Source organism: Achromobacter anxifer (assembly GCF_903652925.1).
In the GTDB taxonomy this organism is placed as follows: Bacteria; Pseudomonadota; Gammaproteobacteria; order Burkholderiales; family Burkholderiaceae_B; genus Achromobacter; species Achromobacter anxifer.
In genome coordinates this window covers 409842-425778 of record NZ_CAHLAR010000002.1, presented here as the reverse complement: position 1 = coordinate 425778, position 15937 = coordinate 409842, and the positions used below count along the sequence as shown (strand labels likewise).

Here is a 15937-nt window from a genome sequence, read left to right as displayed (position 1 = left end):
CTTTTTTGCATTAAATTCGTCAAGAATTGACAAGCACCCGGTAATCTTTGGTAAAAAACCTTTATTATTTACAAATTGCCATCGAAAGGATCCCCCCTGGAAACACGTGCGGGGACATGAAGTGAAGTACGCCCAAGGACAACCCATGGCGGACCAGGTAATCAATTGGCTGCTGTTATTGCGCTCCGGCAAGGCAACCGCGCAGGACTACAACGACTTCCTGGCGTGGCGCGCTGCCGATCCAGCCCATGAAAATGCCTGGCAGCAGTTGACCGGCTCGCTCGAAGGGTCGACGTTCGGCCGGCTTGGCGACGCCTACCCCGCAGGGTATGCCTCGAACGGTCCCTCCGTCCAAACCCTGGCGACGCCGCACGTCCCCAGCTCCGTCATCGCCCCACCCCGCCGCCGCTTCCTGACCGGTGCGCTGGCGCTCGCCGGTACTGGCGCCTGCGCGGCTTACGTGGGCAACGCCTTCTATCCCCTGGGCAACGTCGCCGCGGATGCCGCCACGGCTACCGGCGAACGCCGCCGCTACATGCTGTCCGATGGCAGTCAGCTGCTGCTGGACGCCCGCAGCCGCGTCAACCTGGACTTCACCGCCGCCTATCGCCAGGTCCGCCTGCTGGATGGCGCCGTCACGGTCTCGGTGGCGCCCGACGCCCGCCGCCCCTTCCTGGTCCAGACTGCCGAAGGCACGGTGCGCGCGCTCGGCACCCGCTACATGGTGCGCCAGCAGGCTCAGCGCACCCTGGTGGTCGTGCATGAGCACGAGGTCGAGGTCGAGACCATGTCCGGCGCCCACGGTACCGTCCGCGCCGGAACCGGTGCGCGGTTCGACGCGTCCCGCATGGACACGCCGCGCGCCGAGCTGACAGCCGAGGCCGCCTGGGAAGCCGGCTGGATCGAGGCCCGGGGCCGCCCCCTGGCCGAAGTGATCGCCGCCCTGCGCCCCTATCGCAGCGGCACCCTGCGCGTCTCCATGGCCGCAGGCGGCCTGCCCGTTTCCGGCCATTTCCCGCTGGACGACACCGACGCCGCGCTCAATACCTTGAAGGACATGATGCCCATCCACGTCCGCCGCTTCACCCCCTGGTTCGTTTCCATTAACGTCGCCGCCTGACAACGCGCGCCTGCGAAGCACCCGCCGGGGGCCGGCTTCGTTGTATACTCATCACGGTGTTTTTATCCAGTAGGCGCCACGGGCTTTCCTCAAGGCTTCCCATGAGGATCTTCCGCAAGGGCTCTCCAGCCCAGGGAATCTTCCCATAGCGCCCCCCGCCCGGTTGACGGGCGCTCCATCGGCTGACTAGACATTAAAAGCTTGCAATCCCGTAGGGACTTGCTACAATGTTCGACTTTGCCGAATTCAACTTATATAGCAACATGGCCAATACCGCCCAAGCCCGCAAGCGCGCTCGCCAATCCGTTGAGCGCAACAAGCATAATTCCAGCCTGCGCTCGATGCTGCGCACCGCCATCAAGCGCGTTCGCCAATCCATCGCCGCTGGCGACAAGGCTGCGGCTGGCGAAGTGTTCCAGAAGGCCTCCAGCGTGATCGATCGCGTGGCCGACAAGAACATCATCCACAAGAACAAGGCCGCTCGCCACAAGAGCCGCCTGGCTGCCGCCATCAAGGCGCTGGCCTAAGCCATTCTGCCGCCCTGTTTTCAGGGCGTCACGAATACGGCAAATGAAAAAGGATGCCCACGGGCATCCTTTTTTGCGTTTCCGAGCGCCAACCAGAGGCGCTTACAAGGGCCACCTATGGGCCACCCGCGTGCCAGCAACAGGCCGCCTGCTGACCACCAGCCAGGGACTCCTACAACTGCGCCGCGATCCGCTCGGCAAAGAAGTCGATGAACACCCGCACCCGGGCGACTTCCGCCGACCTGGGCGGCCACAGCAGGGACACGCTGCCACGGTTTTCCGTGTAGTCCTCAAGCACGGGCAACAGCCGCCCCACCGCCACATCATCCTTGACCAGGTAGCGCGGCACCTGGACGATTCCCAGTCCGCCAATCGCCGCCGACGCCAGGGCTTCGCCGTCGTTCAATATGCTGGAAGGCTTGAGCGCCCTGGCGGGCGGTTCGCCCTTGAACGCCCAGGCCTCCAACCTTCCGGTGGTCGGAAACCGGTAGTGGATACAGCAATGCTCAGCGAGGTCCGCTGGGGTCCGGGGTGTGCCGCGCGGCGCCAGATAGGCCGGCGAGGCGCAAGTCATGAAGGCGTGCGGGCCAACACGGCGGGCCTGCAATCCTGAATCCTCCAGTTCGCCCAGGCGCAACACGAGGTCGTATCCCTCCTCGACCACGTCGACGATCAGGTCGTCAAGGTTGATATCGACGAGTATTTCCGGAAAGAGCGCGTGGAAGTCGTTGAATGCCGGCAAGACTATCCGGCGTCCCATGACCGTGGGCACGCTGATCTTCAGACGGCCGCGCGGCGCATTCTGGATCAGGTGCAATTCCCGTTCCGCCTCCTGGAGGTCCTTCAGGATCCGGGCGACGTACTGGTACAGGACCTCGCCTTCCCCGGTAGGAGCCAACGAGCGCGTCGTGCGATGCAGCAACCGCACGCCCAGCCTGAGCTCCAGCCTTTCGACCGCCTTGCCCGCCGCGGAAGCCGACAGACCCAGCTTGCGCCCCGCCGCGGCAAAACTGCCTGACTCCACCGTGGCTGCAAAGGCCACCAGGCCGCTGAAGGATTCGATCGAAGCGATTCCGGACATATGTTCTCGATTCTAGAGACGGGCACCCATCTTCCGCCCGCGACGATGCCGATGAATGATGCATGCAAGCGCGCGATCGACGGCTTGCACCTGGCCCCCAACCAGCCAGCCGCCACTGCGCTTCGAGCCAATCTTGGCATGAACGCATCTTTTCTGGTCGAAGCCGATATGAAAATAGGACCAAACCACCCTTCAGACTCCGGGCACGAACAAACTGCCTTCGACATCATCGTGGTCGGCGGCGGTTCGGCGGGCGCCGTGCTGGCCAGCCGCCTCAGCGAGGACGCGTCGCGCCGCGTGCTGCTGATCGAAGCCGGCCGGGCCTATCCGCCGCACGCCTATCCGGACGCCGTGCGCGCCCAGACCGTCATCGGCGGCGATGCCGAACATGATTGGGGATACGCATCGCAGCCCGGCTGGGGCGGAAAATCGTTTGCGGTGCCGCGCGGCAAGGTGCTGGGCGGCTCCTCGGCGGTGAACGCCGGCGTCTGGATGCGAGCGCCCGCCGCGGATTTCGAACGCTGGACCCGCGCCGGCCTGCCGCACTGGACCCTCGCCGACGCCCTGCCGTTCTTCCGGGGCAGCGAATGGACCGCCTCGGGAGCGGACCAATGCCACGGCCGCGCCGGCCCCGAACCCGTGCACCAGCTGCAGGACGACGAAATCTCGGACATGCAGCGCGCCTTCCTGGTCTCGGCCCAGATGGCCGGACACCCCAGGGTGCAGGACTTCAACAGCGATGCGCCATTCGGCGTCGGCCCCTACCCCATGAACAACCGCATGGGGCAGCGGCTGAACACCGGCATGACCTATCTGTCGGACGCTGTCAGGGCGCGCCCGAACCTGACCATCCGCAGCGAAACGCTGGCGGACCGCGTCGAAATCGACAACGGCCGGGCCCGGGCCGTGATCCTGGCCGACGGCTCGCGCCTGGCCGCAGGCCAGATCGTGCTGTCGGCCGGCGCGTACGGATCGGCGGCCATCCTGCTGCGCTCCGGCGTCGGCCCCGCGGCCGACCTCCAGGCGCTGGACATCCCCGTCGCGGCCGATCTGCCCGTCGGCAGGCGCCTGCAGGAACACCCCTTCTTCTTCACCGTCTGGGCGGCGCACCCCGAACGGCTGGGCCTGCCCATCCCCCCGGTGGGCGCGATCCTGTGGACCCGCTCATCGCAGGGCGGACCGGGCGACGGCGATCTGCACGTCAGCGCCGTGCATTACGGCGATCCCGCCGACTCTCCCACCGGCGCGATCTTCATGCTGGCGCTGGCGCTGACCCGGCCCCGATCCACCGGCACGCTCAAGCTTGTGGATCGCGATCCTCGGACAGCCCCGCTCATCGACCTGAATATCCTCGGGTCGGCGCAGGACCGCGAGCTGATGGTCGAAGGCATCCAGCTGATCCGCCGGATAGCGAGCCAGGGCCCGCTATCCGAGATCATTGCCCAGGAACTCGTTCCTGGGCCGACCGTGACCGACCCCGCGGCGCTGGAAGCCGCCCTGCCGACGGCGCTCGACATCTACCATCACCCCACGTCCACCGCCCCCATGGGCGGTAACGACGATCCGGACGCGGTGACGGATTACCAGGGCCGCGTCCGCGGGATCCCGAACCTGCGGGTGGCCGATGCCTCCAGCTTTCCGGACGTGCCTTCCGTCGCCACCAACCCCACCGTGGTCATGCTGGCCGAACGCATCAGCCACTGGATCAGGCAACCGGAGGCCCAGCCATGAGCCACGCCATCGCCGGCAGCCAGAACCGCAAGGCCTTCAACTGGATCAACGGCATCCAGCGCGCCGAGGGCGCGTTGAAGGACTCCATCGACCCCGCCGCTTACCAGGTCATCGGCCGCTATCCCGACAATGGCCTGGCGGCCGCCAGATCCGCCGTCGCGGCCGCGTCGCAGGCCTTCCGCAAGACCCCATGGGCGCATGACCAGGCGCTGCGCGCCCGCGTGCTGGAACAGTTGGCGCGCGCCTTCGAGCGCAACCGCGCCAGGCTGCAGGCCATCCTCTCCCTCGAAAACGGCAAGATCAAGGCAGAGGCCGAATTTGAGCTCGACATGGTTCCCAGCAAGCTGCGCTACGCGGCCGCCACGGCCCTGCTCGAAAGCGGCCGGGCGCTCCGGCCCAGGCCAGGCAACCTCTCCGTGGTCCTGCGCCAGCCCATGGGCGTGGCGGCCGTGATCGCGCCCTGGAACTCGCCCGTCGTGCTGACGATCCGCTCCCTGGCGTCGGCCCTCGCCGCAGGGTGCACCGCCGTGATCAAGCTGCCCGGACAGGTGGCGCAAACCGCCAGCCTCATGGCCGAAATCATGGCCGAGGCCGAGGATCTCCCGGACGGCGTGATCAACCTGTTCTTCGAAAGCGGCCCGGAAGGCTCCGCCTATCTGGTGGAGTCTCCCGACGTTCCCGTCGTCAGCTTCACCGGATCGACCCGGACGGGCCGCGCAATCAGCAGCGCCGGCGCCCGGCACCTCAAGCGCTTCGGCATGGAGCTCGGCGGCAAGACGCCCATGGTCCTGTTCGACGACGCGGACCTGGACGTCGCGCTGCCCGTGCTGGAAAAAGCGCTGACCGTCTTCAGCGGCCAATTCTGCATGACCGGTTCGCGGCTGCTGGCGCAGGACGGCATCTACGAAGCCGTCCGCGACGGGCTGGCTCACCGGCTGCGGCAGGTCAAGGTCGGCCCGGCCGCGGACCCCGCCAGCGACATGGGGCCGCTGATCGACCGCGCCAACGTCGAACGGGTCGACCGCGCCGTGGAAACGGCGATAGCGTCCGGCGCCAGGGTCGCCGAACGCGGCGGCCCCGTCACGACCGGCCCCTTGGCCAGCGGCGCCTTCTACCGGCCCACGCTGCTGGAAGTCTCCGACAACGGCCTGGCCATCGTGCAGCAGGAAACCTTTGGCCCGGTGCTGACGATCCAGCGCTTCAATGAAGAGGCCGAGGCTGTCCGGCTGGCCAACGACAACGAGTACGGCCTGGCCGCCAGCGTCTGGACCCGCGACATGGACCGGGCGCTGCGCGTGGCGCAGGCGATCGATGCCGGCTCGGTGTGGATCAACGACTGGGCCAAGGTCTACGACGGCACCGAGGAAGGCGGCTTCAAGCAGTCCGGCCTCGGCCGCCTGAACGGCCTGGCAGCGCTGGAAGACTTCATCGAATACAAGCACATCGCGCTCAGGCCCGGCCTCGGGTAGCACGGATAGGCCGGCGCACTAACTAGAAAAAAGGAGACGACCATGCAAGATCCCATCGCCGCAAAGCTGGTCGACGCGCTGCATGCGGGCGCGGATGTCCCGCCGGGCTGTCGCGTCAATCACGCGCGCGGCCTGCTTGTCGAAGGCAGGTTTCTTGGCGTGCCGCAGGCGTCGCAACTCTGCGCTGCGCCCCTGTTCGACGACGCGGAGCAGCCGCTCATCGCCCGCTTTTCGGACTCCGGCCCCGACCCGCGGATACGCCAGGACAGTCCGCAGGCCGAGCCGCGCGGCCTGGCCGTGCGCATCGGGCAGCATTCCCAGCTGGTGCTCGTCGGCCATACGCTCGAAGGCTTCCCCGCGCGCGACCCCCAGACGTTTCTTGCCTTCATACAGGCATTGAACGCGCAGCACACGGCCCCCGAGTCGCTCCAAGCCCATCTGGCGGCCAATCCGGCGGCGCAACGCTACGACCAACTGCGGCAAGACGCCTTGCCCACGGGCTACGCCTCCCGCAGCTACCACATGCTTCATCCCTACCGCCTGACGGCTGCGGATGGCCAGACGCGAACCGGCAGGCTGACGATCCGGGGCAGGAACGCGGAAGGCGCACACAAGGCCCTGACCGGCCGGAACTGCATGGACGAAGCCTTGCGCCACGCCATGGAGGCAGGCCCGGTAGCGCTGGAACTGGCGTTCACGCCAGCGCCAGAACAAGGCGCGACGGACGACCTGTCCGCTGCCTGGCCCGGACACGGCAGCCCCATGCTCCTGGGATACCTGATCCTGGAACGCATCGCGCCGGATCAGGACGCTCAGCGCACCCTGGCGTTCGATCCGTCCGTCCTGCCGGCCGGCATGGCGTTTGCAGGCGATCCGCTGCTGGCCGCGCGCTTGCACGCCTACCGGATAGCGGCCGAGCGGCGGCTGCGCGGCGCTGCCTAATCCAGGCTGGACGCCAGAAGTTCCTGCGCCGCCCCTGCGGCCTCGCGCAGCGATTCCATCAACGCGCCGACCATTGGATTGCCCGGCCGATGCTCCGGGAACACCACGCTGACCCGGAACGGGAACGAACGCGTCAAGGGGCGGATGTGCAGGCCCCGCCCCACGAAGTCCAGGGCCGTCAGCGGGTTGACGATGGCCAGTCCCAGCCCCTGGCGCACGAAAGTGCAGACGGAAACGGCGGTGGGGCTTTCGACGATGGAACGCCGCAGCACGCCCGCCGCGGCGAACGCCTCGTCGAGCTGGATGCGGTAGGGATCGCTGGACGACAGGCTGACGAAGGCATGGCCTTCGAAGTCCGCCAGTTCGATCTTCGGCTTGGCCAGCAGCGCATGACCGTCGGGCAGCACGCACACCTCGTCCACCTCCAGCAGCAGCTCGACTCGCGTGCCGGCCGGCGCCGCATCGTGCTCGGTCAGGCCCAGGTCATAGCGCTGCGCGCTCAGCCATTCCTCCAGGAAGGGCGACTCCTGTGTCTCCACGGCCAGGCTCACGCCAGGATGGCGGTCGTGGAAACGGCGGAACGCATCGGGCAGGATGGAATGCGAAAAAACCGGCAAGGCGATCACCGATAACTGCCCGCCCTTGAAGGCCCGCAAGCGCGCGGCGGCCGACGCTACCCGCTCCAGGCCGGCATAGGACTGGCGGACCTCGTCGAACAGCGCCAGGCCCGGCATGGTCGGGCGCAGCCGCCCCGCCACCCGGTCGAACAGCGCAAAACCTATGCCCTGCTCCAGGCGCGCCAGCTCGCGGCTCACGGTGGGCTGGGACGAACCCAGCAGCTCGGCGGCCTTGGTGACGCTGCCGGCGATCATGACTGCGCGGAAGACTTCGATATGCCGGTGCGTCAGCATCGCCCACCCCATATCAAGAATGAATTGATGAAGGAAATCAAAGCATTTTACTGGATGGCCGAAGCCGGGCATCATGCCGCCTTGTTTTCATTCCCTTCAGGTTGCGCCCGCCATGGCATTCGATCCACGCCAACTTACCCAACTCGCCGCCGAGCACGGCACCCCGCTGTGGGTCTACGACGCCGCCGTCATCCGCGAACGCATCGCGCAACTGCGCCGCTTCGACACTATCCGCTATGCGCAGAAAGCCTGCTCCAACCTGCACATCCTGCGCCTGATGCGCGCCGAAGGCGCCGTGGTGGATGCAGTGTCCCTGGGCGAGATCGAACGCAGCCTGGCGGCGGGCTTCCAGCCCCAGGGCGAGCCCGAAGGCATCGTCTTCACGGCGGACCTGATCGACCACTCCACCCTGGCCACCGTGCTCAAGCACGGCATCACCGTCAACGCCGGCTCCCTGGACATGTTGGCCCGCGTCGGCCAGGCCTCGCCCGGCCACCGCGTCTGGCTGCGCATCAACCCCGGCTTCGGCCACGGCCATAGCAACAAGACCAATACCGGCGGCCCGCAAAGCAAGCACGGCATCTGGATCGGCGACGTGCCCGAAGCCATGTCCATCGTGCGCCGCCACGGCCTGAAGCTGGTCGGCATCCACATGCACATCGGCTCGGGCGTGGATTACGCCCACCTGTCCAGCGTCTGCGATGCCATGGTCGACGTGGTGGCCTCGCTGGACCACGACATCGAAGCCATCTCGGCCGGCGGCGGCCTGTCCATCCCCTACCGGGAAGGCGACGCCCGCATCGACTGCGATCACTACTTTGAACAATGGGACGCGGCGCGCCGCCGCATCGCCGAGCGCCTGGGACACGAGATCCGGCTGGAAATCGAACCGGGCCGCTTCCTGGTCGCCGAGGCCGGCGCCCTGGTGGCCGAAGTGCATGCTATCAACCGCCGGCCCGAGCGCGACTTTGCGCTGGTCGACGCCGGTTTCAATGACCTGATGCGCCCCGCCATGTACGGCAGCTATCACCGCATCTCGGTGCATGCGCCCGACGGCAGCCGGCCACAGGGCGCGGAAGAGACCCGCATCGCGGTGGCCGGCCCGCTGTGCGAATCAGGCGACGTGTTCACTCAGGATGCCGGCGGCGTGGTGTCCGACCAGTTGCTGCCGCGGCCGCGCATCGGCGACTTCCTGGTGTTCCATGAGGCGGGCGCCTATGGCTCGTCCATGTCCTCGAACTACAACAGCCGTCCGCTGGCGCCCGAAGTGCTGCTGGACCAGGGCGAGGCCCGCCTGATCCGCCGCCGTCAGACGGTGCGCGAACTGCTGGCGCTGGAAGACCTGTGATCCCCGGCCTCGGGCGCAGGCGCGCCTGAGGCCAGCGCCAATCCGCCCCAGCGGCGAATCGCGCCAGGAGCCCAAGGCGCCGGGCGCGGGCGATCAGGTCGGGAACGCTTCGCGCAATGCGAAGGTGGCCTGCTTGAACACGCCCAGGTCGGTGCCCACCGCCACGAAGTGCATGCCCATGTCCAGGTAGCGCCGCGCGTCCGCGTGCACCGGCGCCAGGATGCCCACGGCCTTGCCCTGGGCCGACACCCGCTGGTACAGGTGGCGGATGGCTTCCTGGACTTCAGGATGGCCCGGGTTGCCGATATGGCCCAGCGCCGCTGCCAGGTCGGACGGTCCGATGAACACGCCGTCCACGCCCTCCACCGACGCGATCTCGTCCACGGCATCGATGCCCGGACGGCTTTCTATCTGCAGCAGCACGCAGATGTTGTCGTTGATGGTGTGCAGGTAGTCCGGCACCGTGCCGTAACGGTTGCTGCGCTGCGCGCCCGCCACGCCGCGCATGCCCTGCGGCGGATAGCGCGTGGCCGCCACCGCGCGGCGCGCGTCTTCCTCGGATTCGATGAACGGAATCAGCAGGTTGTAGAAGCCGATGTCCAGCAATCGCTTGATCTCCACCGGATCGTTCCAGGACGGCCGGCCCACGGCGGCGCTGGCGCTGCCTTGCAAGGCCTGCAGTTGCTGCAGGAACATCGGCACCTCGTTGGGCGAATGCTCGCCGTCCAGGAGCAGCCAGTCGAAATTGGCCAGCCCCACGAGCTCGGCCGTGATGTGGCTGGACATGCACATCCAGAATCCGATGAGCCGTTCGCGCGCCAGGATGCGTTGCCGGAAACGGTTGGGTAAGGGTGAGTTCATTGCCGCCTTCACTTCATAAAAAAAACTGGACGGGCCGGGCTGACAGGCCTGGCCCCGCATTCAATTCACGAATTCAATCCACGCATTCAATCCATTTTTGCGCCGGAAGCCTTGGCCGCCTTGCCCCACTTCGTGATCTCGTTATCCACGAAAGCCGAGAACGACTTGGGATCGTCAGCCACCACCACGAAGCCCACGCTCTCCAGCTTCTGCCGGATATCGGGCGAGGACAGCGCCTTCACCGTCGCCTGGTTCAGGCGCTGGATCACGGCCGGCGGCGTCTTCGCGGGCGCCGACAGGCCGAACCAGGACTCGGCCGAGAACCCCGGAAAGCCGGATTCCGCCACCGTGGGCGTGTCGGGATAGGCGGGATTGCGCTTGGCGCTGGCCACCGCCAGGGCGCGCAGCTTGCCGGACGTGACCTGCGGCAGCAGCGTGTCCTGGTTCAGGAACATCACCTGCACGCGGCCCCCGATCATGTCGGTAATCGCGGCCGCGCCGCCCTTGTAGGGCACGTGCACCAGATCGATCTTGGCGTCCTGCTTCAGCATCTCCATAGCCAGGTGGCCTGACGAACCGCTGCCCGAACTGGCGTGCGTGTACTTGCCGGGATTCTCGCGCGCCAGCTTGATGAATTCGGCGAAGGTCTTGCCCGGGAAGTCGTTGTTGGCCACCAGCACATTGGGCCCGGTCGCCAGCAGCGAGATATGCGCGAAGTCGCTGTCGCGGTACGGCATGTTCTGGTAGACCGCGTAGCTGATGGCGTTGGATCCCACGCCCGACAACAGCAGCGTATAGCCGTCCGGCTCGGACTTGGCCACCATGTCCGAGCCAATGTTGCCGTTGGCCCCGCCCTTGTTCTCGACCACCACGGTCTGTCCCAGCTCCTTGGACAGTTCGGCCGCCAGCAAACGGCCCACCGAATCGGTGCTGCCGCCCGCCGGAAACGGCACCACCAGCTTGAGCTGCTTGGTGGGCCAGGCCGCGCCCTGCGCCATCAGGATGCCCGGCAGCATGGCCATCGCGCCGGCCGCCGCCAAAATCGCCAGGCGCTTGCGCGCCACGGGTTTGCTCTGTTGCATGGTTGTCTCCTCTGTGGGTTTTTTAGTATTTACGCCCGGTGTCCGGGTCAGTGGATTTCAGGCTCGCCCGCGGCCGTGGTCCGCGTCTCGCTCTGAAGAAAATCGAAGTCGCAGCCCGTGTCCGCCTGGCCGATGTGCTTGAGATAAAGCACGCCATAGCCGCGTTCGAAACGCGGCGGCGGCGCCTGCCAGGCGGCGCGGCGCGCGGCCAGCTCGTCGTCGGACACCAGCAGCTCCAGGCGCCGCGCCGGCACGTCCAGCGTGATGCGGTCGCCGTCTTGCACCAGCGCCAGCGGACCGCCCACATAGGCCTCGGGCGCCACGTGCAGCACACAGGCGCCGTAGCTGGTGCCGCTCATGCGCGCGTCCGAAATCCGCACCATGTCGCGCACGCCCTGCTTCAGGAGCTTCTGCGGAATCGGCAGCTGGCCCCATTCGGGCATGCCGGGCGCGCCCTGCGGTCCGGCGTTCTGCAGCACGATGACGCTGTCGGCATCCACGTCCAGGTCCGGATCGTCAATGCGCGCCGCCATGTCGTTGTAGTCCTTGAAGACCACCGCGCGGCCCGTGTGCACCTGCAGGTGCGCCTCCATGGCGGGCGGCTTGATCACCGCGCCGTCGGGCGCCAGGTTGCCGCGCAGCACCGCCAGCCCGTCGCGCTCGATCAGCGCCTGCGCGCGCGGCCGGATCACGTCTTCATTGAAGATGCGCGCGCCCGCGATGTTCTCGCCCAGCGTGCGGCCGTCCACGGTGCGCTGCGTCGTGTCCAGCAGGTCGCCCAGCTGCACCAGCATCGCGCGCAGGCCGCCGGCGTAATAGAAGTCTTCCATCAGGTACTTGCCGGCCGGCCGCAAGTTAGCCAGCACCGGCGTGGTGCGCGCCAGGTGATCGAAGCGGTCCAGGTCCAGCCCGAAACCGCTGCGGCGGGCCATGGCGATCAAGTGCACCACGGAATTGGTCGAGCCGGACAGCGCCAGCACCGTGCGCACCGCGTTGTCGAAGGACGCGGCGGTCAGCAGGTCGGAAGGCTTCAGGTCTTCCCACACCATTTCCACGATGCGCTTGCCCGTCAGGCTGGCCATCTGCGCGTGGCGCGAATCCGGCGCCGGGATCGACGACGCCCCCGACAGGCACAGGCCCAGCGCCTCGACCGCGCCCGTCATGGTGGACGCCGTGCCCATGGTCATGCAGTGGCCCGGCGAGCGGGCGATGCCGTCCTCCACGCCCTGCCAGTCTTCCTCGGTGATGTTGCCGGCGCGCAGCTCGGCCCAGTACTTCCAGGTGTCCGAGCCCGAACCCAGCGTATTGCCGTTCCAGTTGCCGCGCAGCATGGGGCCGGCGGGCATGAAGATGGTGGGCAGGTCCATCGACACCGCGCCCATCAGCAGCGCGGGCGTGGTCTTGTCGCAGCCGCCCATCAGCACGCAGCCATCCGCCGGATAGGAACGCAGCAGCTCTTCGGTCTCCATCGCCAGCAGGTTGCGGTAGAGCATGGTGGTGGGCTTCTGGAAAGGCTCGGACAGGCTCATGGCAGGCATTTCCACCGGAAAGCCGCCCGCCTGCCAGATGCCGCGCTTGACCTCTTCCACGCGCTGCTTGAAGTGGCTGTGACAGGGGTTGATGTCGCTCCAGGTATTGATGATCGCGATGACCGGCTTGCCGGCATAGTCCGAGCGGTGATAGCCCATCTGCGCGGTGCGCGAACGGTGGCCGAACGAGCGCAGGTCGCGCACGCCGTACCAGCGGTGGCTGCGCAGTTCTTCGGGTTTCTTGCGCTTGTCTGAATTGCTCATGTCTCTGTTCCAGTGCTCTTGGGCAGGGGTTTATGGGAAAAGCGGCGTCACGCCGGGTCCAGCAGATAAGGCGTGCCGGCGCGCTCGCAAATGGCGCGCAGGCGTTCGGCCAGCGCGGCGGGGATGGGGATGCCGTGGCGCAGCCGGCGCGCGCGCTCGGCGGCCTCGGGCTCGCCCGCCACCAGCACCGGCTCGTCCGGATGGGCGGGAGGCGTGTCGTGCATGGCGTCGATCATGTCGTCCATGTCGGACTCGAACGAACCCGCCGCGCGGAAGGCGTCGGGATTCAGCGCCAGGAAGAAATGGCCCACGTCGTCGGGCTCGCCGGGACGGCGGGTCGGCGCGCGGCGCGCGGCGAAGGCGCTGCCGCTCAGCGTGCCGCCCAGGATCTGGGCCATCATCGCCAGGCCGTAGCCCTTGTGGCTGCTCATGGCGGTGGTGCCGCCCAAGGGCGTCAACCCGCCCTCGGGGTGTTTGAAGATGAACTGCATGGCGGCGGCCGCGTCGGTGACCGCGCCGCCCTGCCCGTCCACCGCCCAGCCCGGCGGCAGCGGCTTGTCCAGGAAGTCGTAGACCTTGACCTTGTTGGCGGCAACGGTGGTGGTCGCCATGTCCAGCAGAAAGGGTTCGTTGTAGGCGGCCGGCGCGCCGAAGGCGATGGGGTTGGTGCCCAGCATGGGCATGGCGCCGCGCGTGGGCACCATGATCACGCCGTTGGCGCTGCTGGTCACCAGCCCGACCACGCCGCGCTCGACCGCGATGCGCGCATAGACGCCGGCCGCGCCGAAGTGATGCGAGTTGCAGACCGACACCGCGCCCACGCCGTGCTCCAGCGCCTTGTCCACGGCCAGGTTCATCGCCTGCGCGGCCACCGGATAGCCCAGGCCGCCCATGCCGTCGATCAGCGCGCTGGCGCCGCCGTCGCGCAGCACGCGCGGCCTGGCGTCCAGGCGCAGGGTGCCGGTGCGCAGCTTATCCTCGTAGGCCGGCAGCATGGAGATGCCGTGCGAATCGATGCCCAGCAGGTCGGTCCGCGCCATCAGGCCCGCGGTGATGTGCGCCAGGTCCTGCGCCATGCCCCAGGCCATCAGCACCTGCAGGATCTGCTCGCGGACCTGTTCCACCGGCACATCCGCCGCTATCGCTCCGTTCCCTGGCACTCTGGTCTCCTGTAGTTTTGGTTTGATCGCAGCGGGCAGGCGGAGGGGTCAATCGCGCTCGCGGTCGACCAGCCGGTGGCGGGCCTGGCCCAGATGGAATTGCATGGCGACGCGGGCGCGCTCGCTGTCCTGTTCACGGATGGCGTCCAGGATCGCGGCGTGCTCGTCCACCACCCGTTGCGCGCGCTGGCGCGAGCCGGTGCGGGTGAGGTTCAGGGTCAGCCGCATGAAGCCGCTGATGGATTCGTGGATGCTTTCCAGCACGCCCAGGTAGAAGTCGTTGCCGCTGGCCTCGGCGATGCTGGCGTGGAACGCCAGGTCCGCCTCGGCGGACACCTGCCCGCGCGCCAGGCTGTCGGCGAACGCCGCGTGCGCCTGTGCGATCTTCTTCAACTGTTCATCGGTGCGGCGCAGCGCCGCCAGGCGCGCCGCGTCGCCCTCCAGCGCCACGCGGACCTCCTGGGCCCGCAGATAGGCGCTGACGTTCTGCACGTCGTTGAAAGTCTTCAGGCGCGGCGCGGGCGCATGGCTGACGAAGGTGCCCAGGCCCTGGTGCGCGGTGATCAGGCCATCGGCTCGCAGGCGCAGCAGCGCCTCGCGCACCACCGGCCGCGACACGCCGAAGCGCTCGGATATTTCGTTTTCGGAAGGCAGCTTGTCGCCCACGTTCAGCCCGCCGGACACGATCTGTTCGAAGATCTGCCCGTAAAGCTGGTCCGCCAGCCGCACCCGGTGCCCGCGCTCCAGCACCAGCGCGCCCGCGGGATCATGCTCGGGCGCCTGCGGCGCAGGCGCGGGTGTTGCTTTGGGTCGGGCCACGAAACCTCCTCGATGCTATGGCGCAGTCCGCGATGGCGGAATAGCGCTCATCGTACCGTCAATGCGCGGCGCCAGGCGCGCGCCCCGGCCCGGCTGCGCGCTCACGCGGCGCTGGCCTCCCTGTCCCAGGCCGCCAGCACCCGCGCCACCGGCGCCACGCGCTCGCGCTCGGCCGCGGAAATGCCGGTCAGCAAGGGCAGCATCGGTCCCATGTCCGCCACGCCGGACAGCGTCACCGCATCGTGCAGCACGCGGATCGGGCTGATGCTGTCGCGGCAGTCTTCCAGGCCCAGGTACTGCTGGCGCACGGCCTCGGCTTCGTCGTAGCGGCCATCGCGCAGCAGATGCAAGAGGCGCATCGAGCCCCGCGGCGCCACGCAGACCGAACCCGAGGTAAAGCTCTTCAGGCCGAATTCGCGGTAGTGCGTGATGGCCGGACGTTCGCCGATGCCGCTCACCATCCAGCGCGAATCCACCGCCTGCAGCAGCGACGACAGGTAGGCATCCTGGGACGGGTTGTCGCGCACGACCGCGTACTTGAAGGCCACGATGCGGCCCTCTTCGATCAGGCGCGCGGCGCTTTCGGGCGCCAGGTAGCCGGACGACTTGATGTAGATCACGGCCGGCTTGCCCAGCGCGTCCGTGAAGCGCCGCACGCCCTCGGCCAGGCCCGCGTCCGTGTACGGGAAGGACATGGGCAGCAGCATGGCCGTGGGAAACGCGCGGGTACGCAGGATCGCCGCCTGGTCCATCATCTTGCCGTAGTCGGGCCCCACCGAAGGCAGGATCCAGGTGTCCGCGCCCGCCAGCCCGGCCAGCATGTCGACGATGCGCGCGTACTCGCCAACGCCCACGTTGTAGAAATTGGCGTTGCCGCCATACATCACGTTGCGCACGCCGCCCTCTTCCAGGTGGGCCAGCAAGGCTTTGTTGGCCGCCTCGTTCAGGGAAAGATCGTCATTGCGCGCCAGCGGCGGCACGGCGATGACTGAACGCTGCAAATCCTGCGCAGTGACCGGGGTGGTTTTCATGGACGGGGCTCCTGGCTGATCCGGCTGTCGGACGACTAAGGTCAAAAAAGTATACTTGGTTG

General features: G+C 67.6%; 14 protein-coding genes. 6 read left to right on the top strand and 8 right to left on the bottom strand.

Going from position 1 to position 15937, the window contains the following annotated elements; all coding sequences use genetic code 11:
- Positions 1 to 145: 145 nt before the first annotated feature.
- Both HWY37_RS07365 and rpsT read left to right on the top strand, forming a co-directional pair.
- The gene (locus HWY37_RS07365; RefSeq protein ID WP_175209536.1) at positions 146 to 1120 is read left to right on the top strand and encodes a FecR domain-containing protein; all 975 of its coding nucleotides are present in this window, start codon (positions 146 to 148) and stop codon (positions 1118 to 1120) included.
- Positions 1121 to 1383: 263 nt separating this feature from the next.
- Complete coding sequence (gene rpsT, locus HWY37_RS07360; protein ID WP_006396042.1) at positions 1384 to 1647, top strand: 30S ribosomal protein S20; 264 nt, start codon at positions 1384 to 1386, stop codon at positions 1645 to 1647.
- 172 nt (positions 1648 to 1819) lie between these two features.
- Here the strand turns inward: rpsT and HWY37_RS07355 are convergent, their stop codons facing one another.
- Positions 1820 to 2728: a LysR family transcriptional regulator gene (locus tag HWY37_RS07355; protein WP_176088248.1), complete on the bottom strand. Its 909-nt coding sequence runs from the start codon at positions 2726 to 2728 to the stop codon at positions 1820 to 1822.
- Positions 2729 to 2896: 168 nt separating this feature from the next.
- On the opposite strand from HWY37_RS07355, the gene HWY37_RS07350 reads away from it, so the two are divergent.
- From HWY37_RS07350 to HWY37_RS07340, 3 genes are read left to right on the top strand one after another with little or no spacing between them, the layout of a single operon-like run.
- Positions 2897 to 4459 carry a GMC family oxidoreductase gene (locus tag HWY37_RS07350; protein WP_176088490.1) on the top strand — a complete coding sequence of 521 codons (1563 nt, stop codon included), beginning with the start codon at positions 2897 to 2899 and terminating at the stop codon, positions 4457 to 4459.
- The gene (locus tag HWY37_RS07345; RefSeq protein ID WP_176088247.1) at positions 4456 to 5928 is read left to right on the top strand and encodes an aldehyde dehydrogenase family protein; all 1473 of its coding nucleotides are present in this window, start codon (positions 4456 to 4458) and stop codon (positions 5926 to 5928) included. The genes HWY37_RS07350 and HWY37_RS07345 overlap by 4 nt, the downstream gene beginning before the upstream one ends.
- A 42-nt stretch (positions 5929 to 5970) precedes the next feature.
- Positions 5971 to 6870, top strand: a complete 900-nt coding sequence (locus HWY37_RS07340; RefSeq protein ID WP_175209532.1) for a catalase — start codon at positions 5971 to 5973, stop codon at positions 6868 to 6870.
- On the opposite strand, the gene HWY37_RS07335 is transcribed toward HWY37_RS07340, so the two are convergent.
- Positions 6867 to 7781, bottom strand: coding sequence for a LysR family transcriptional regulator (locus HWY37_RS07335; RefSeq protein WP_175209531.1), 915 nt, complete (start codon positions 7779 to 7781; stop codon positions 6867 to 6869). The two genes, HWY37_RS07340 and HWY37_RS07335, sit on opposite strands and share 4 nt — an antisense overlap.
- Before the next feature lie 112 nt (positions 7782 to 7893).
- Between HWY37_RS07335 and lysA the strand changes: the two genes are divergently transcribed.
- A complete protein-coding gene (gene lysA, locus HWY37_RS07330; protein ID WP_175209530.1) occupies positions 7894 to 9129 on the top strand; it encodes a diaminopimelate decarboxylase in 1236 nt (411 codons plus the stop codon).
- A gap of 93 nt (positions 9130 to 9222) precedes the next feature.
- Here the strand turns inward: lysA and garL are convergent, their stop codons facing one another.
- From garL to HWY37_RS07300, 6 genes are all read right to left on the bottom strand, one after another.
- Positions 9223 to 9990 (bottom strand): 2-dehydro-3-deoxyglucarate aldolase, encoded by a 768-nt coding sequence (gene garL, locus HWY37_RS07325; RefSeq protein WP_041655817.1) that lies wholly within the window; start codon positions 9988 to 9990, stop codon positions 9223 to 9225.
- Positions 9991 to 10076: 86 nt separating this feature from the next.
- The gene (locus tag HWY37_RS07320; protein WP_176088246.1) at positions 10077 to 11072 is read right to left on the bottom strand and encodes a tripartite tricarboxylate transporter substrate binding protein; all 996 of its coding nucleotides are present in this window, start codon (positions 11070 to 11072) and stop codon (positions 10077 to 10079) included.
- Positions 11073 to 11119: 47 nt separating this feature from the next.
- On the bottom strand, positions 11120 to 12865 hold the full coding sequence (gene araD / locus HWY37_RS07315; RefSeq protein WP_175209527.1) for an L-arabinonate dehydratase: 1746 nt from the start codon (positions 12863 to 12865) through the stop codon (positions 11120 to 11122).
- A gap of 47 nt (positions 12866 to 12912) precedes the next feature.
- On the bottom strand, positions 12913 to 14025 hold the full coding sequence (locus HWY37_RS07310) for an Ldh family oxidoreductase (RefSeq protein WP_175209526.1): 1113 nt from the start codon (positions 14023 to 14025) through the stop codon (positions 12913 to 12915).
- Between the two features lie 48 nt (positions 14026 to 14073).
- Positions 14074 to 14844, bottom strand: a complete 771-nt coding sequence (locus HWY37_RS07305) for a FadR/GntR family transcriptional regulator (RefSeq protein WP_175209525.1) — start codon at positions 14842 to 14844, stop codon at positions 14074 to 14076.
- A 101-nt stretch (positions 14845 to 14945) separates the two neighbouring features.
- The gene (locus HWY37_RS07300; RefSeq protein WP_175209524.1) at positions 14946 to 15875 is read right to left on the bottom strand and encodes a dihydrodipicolinate synthase family protein; all 930 of its coding nucleotides are present in this window, start codon (positions 15873 to 15875) and stop codon (positions 14946 to 14948) included.
- Between the last annotated feature and the right edge of the window lie 62 nt (positions 15876 to 15937).

What these genes read in the sequence shown, in the direction of transcription:
- HWY37_RS07365 (WP_175209536.1), top strand. Translation starts at nt 146, where the DNA reads ATGGCGGACCAGGTAATCAATTGGCTGCTGTTATTGCGCTCCGGCAAG.
- HWY37_RS07355 (WP_176088248.1), bottom strand. Translation starts at nt 2,728, where the DNA reads ATGTCCGGAATCGCTTCGATCGAATCCTTCAGCGGCCTGGTGGCCTTT.
- HWY37_RS07340 (WP_175209532.1), top strand. Translation starts at nt 5,971, where the DNA reads ATGCAAGATCCCATCGCCGCAAAGCTGGTCGACGCGCTGCATGCGGGC.
- araD (WP_175209527.1), bottom strand. Translation starts at nt 12,865, where the DNA reads ATGAGCAATTCAGACAAGCGCAAGAAACCCGAAGAACTGCGCAGCCAC.
- HWY37_RS07300 (WP_175209524.1), bottom strand. Translation starts at nt 15,875, where the DNA reads ATGAAAACCACCCCGGTCACTGCGCAGGATTTGCAGCGTTCAGTCATC.
- HWY37_RS07345 (WP_176088247.1), top strand. Translation starts at nt 4,456, where the DNA reads ATGAGCCACGCCATCGCCGGCAGCCAGAACCGCAAGGCCTTCAACTGG.
- HWY37_RS07350 (WP_176088490.1), top strand. Translation starts at nt 2,897, where the DNA reads ATGAAAATAGGACCAAACCACCCTTCAGACTCCGGGCACGAACAAACT.
- garL (WP_041655817.1), bottom strand. Translation starts at nt 9,990, where the DNA reads ATGAACTCACCCTTACCCAACCGTTTCCGGCAACGCATCCTGGCGCGC.
- HWY37_RS07335 (WP_175209531.1), bottom strand. Translation starts at nt 7,781, where the DNA reads ATGCTGACGCACCGGCATATCGAAGTCTTCCGCGCAGTCATGATCGCC.
- rpsT (WP_006396042.1), top strand. Translation starts at nt 1,384, where the DNA reads ATGGCCAATACCGCCCAAGCCCGCAAGCGCGCTCGCCAATCCGTTGAG.
- HWY37_RS07320 (WP_176088246.1), bottom strand. Translation starts at nt 11,072, where the DNA reads ATGCAACAGAGCAAACCCGTGGCGCGCAAGCGCCTGGCGATTTTGGCG.
- lysA (WP_175209530.1), top strand. Translation starts at nt 7,894, where the DNA reads ATGGCATTCGATCCACGCCAACTTACCCAACTCGCCGCCGAGCACGGC.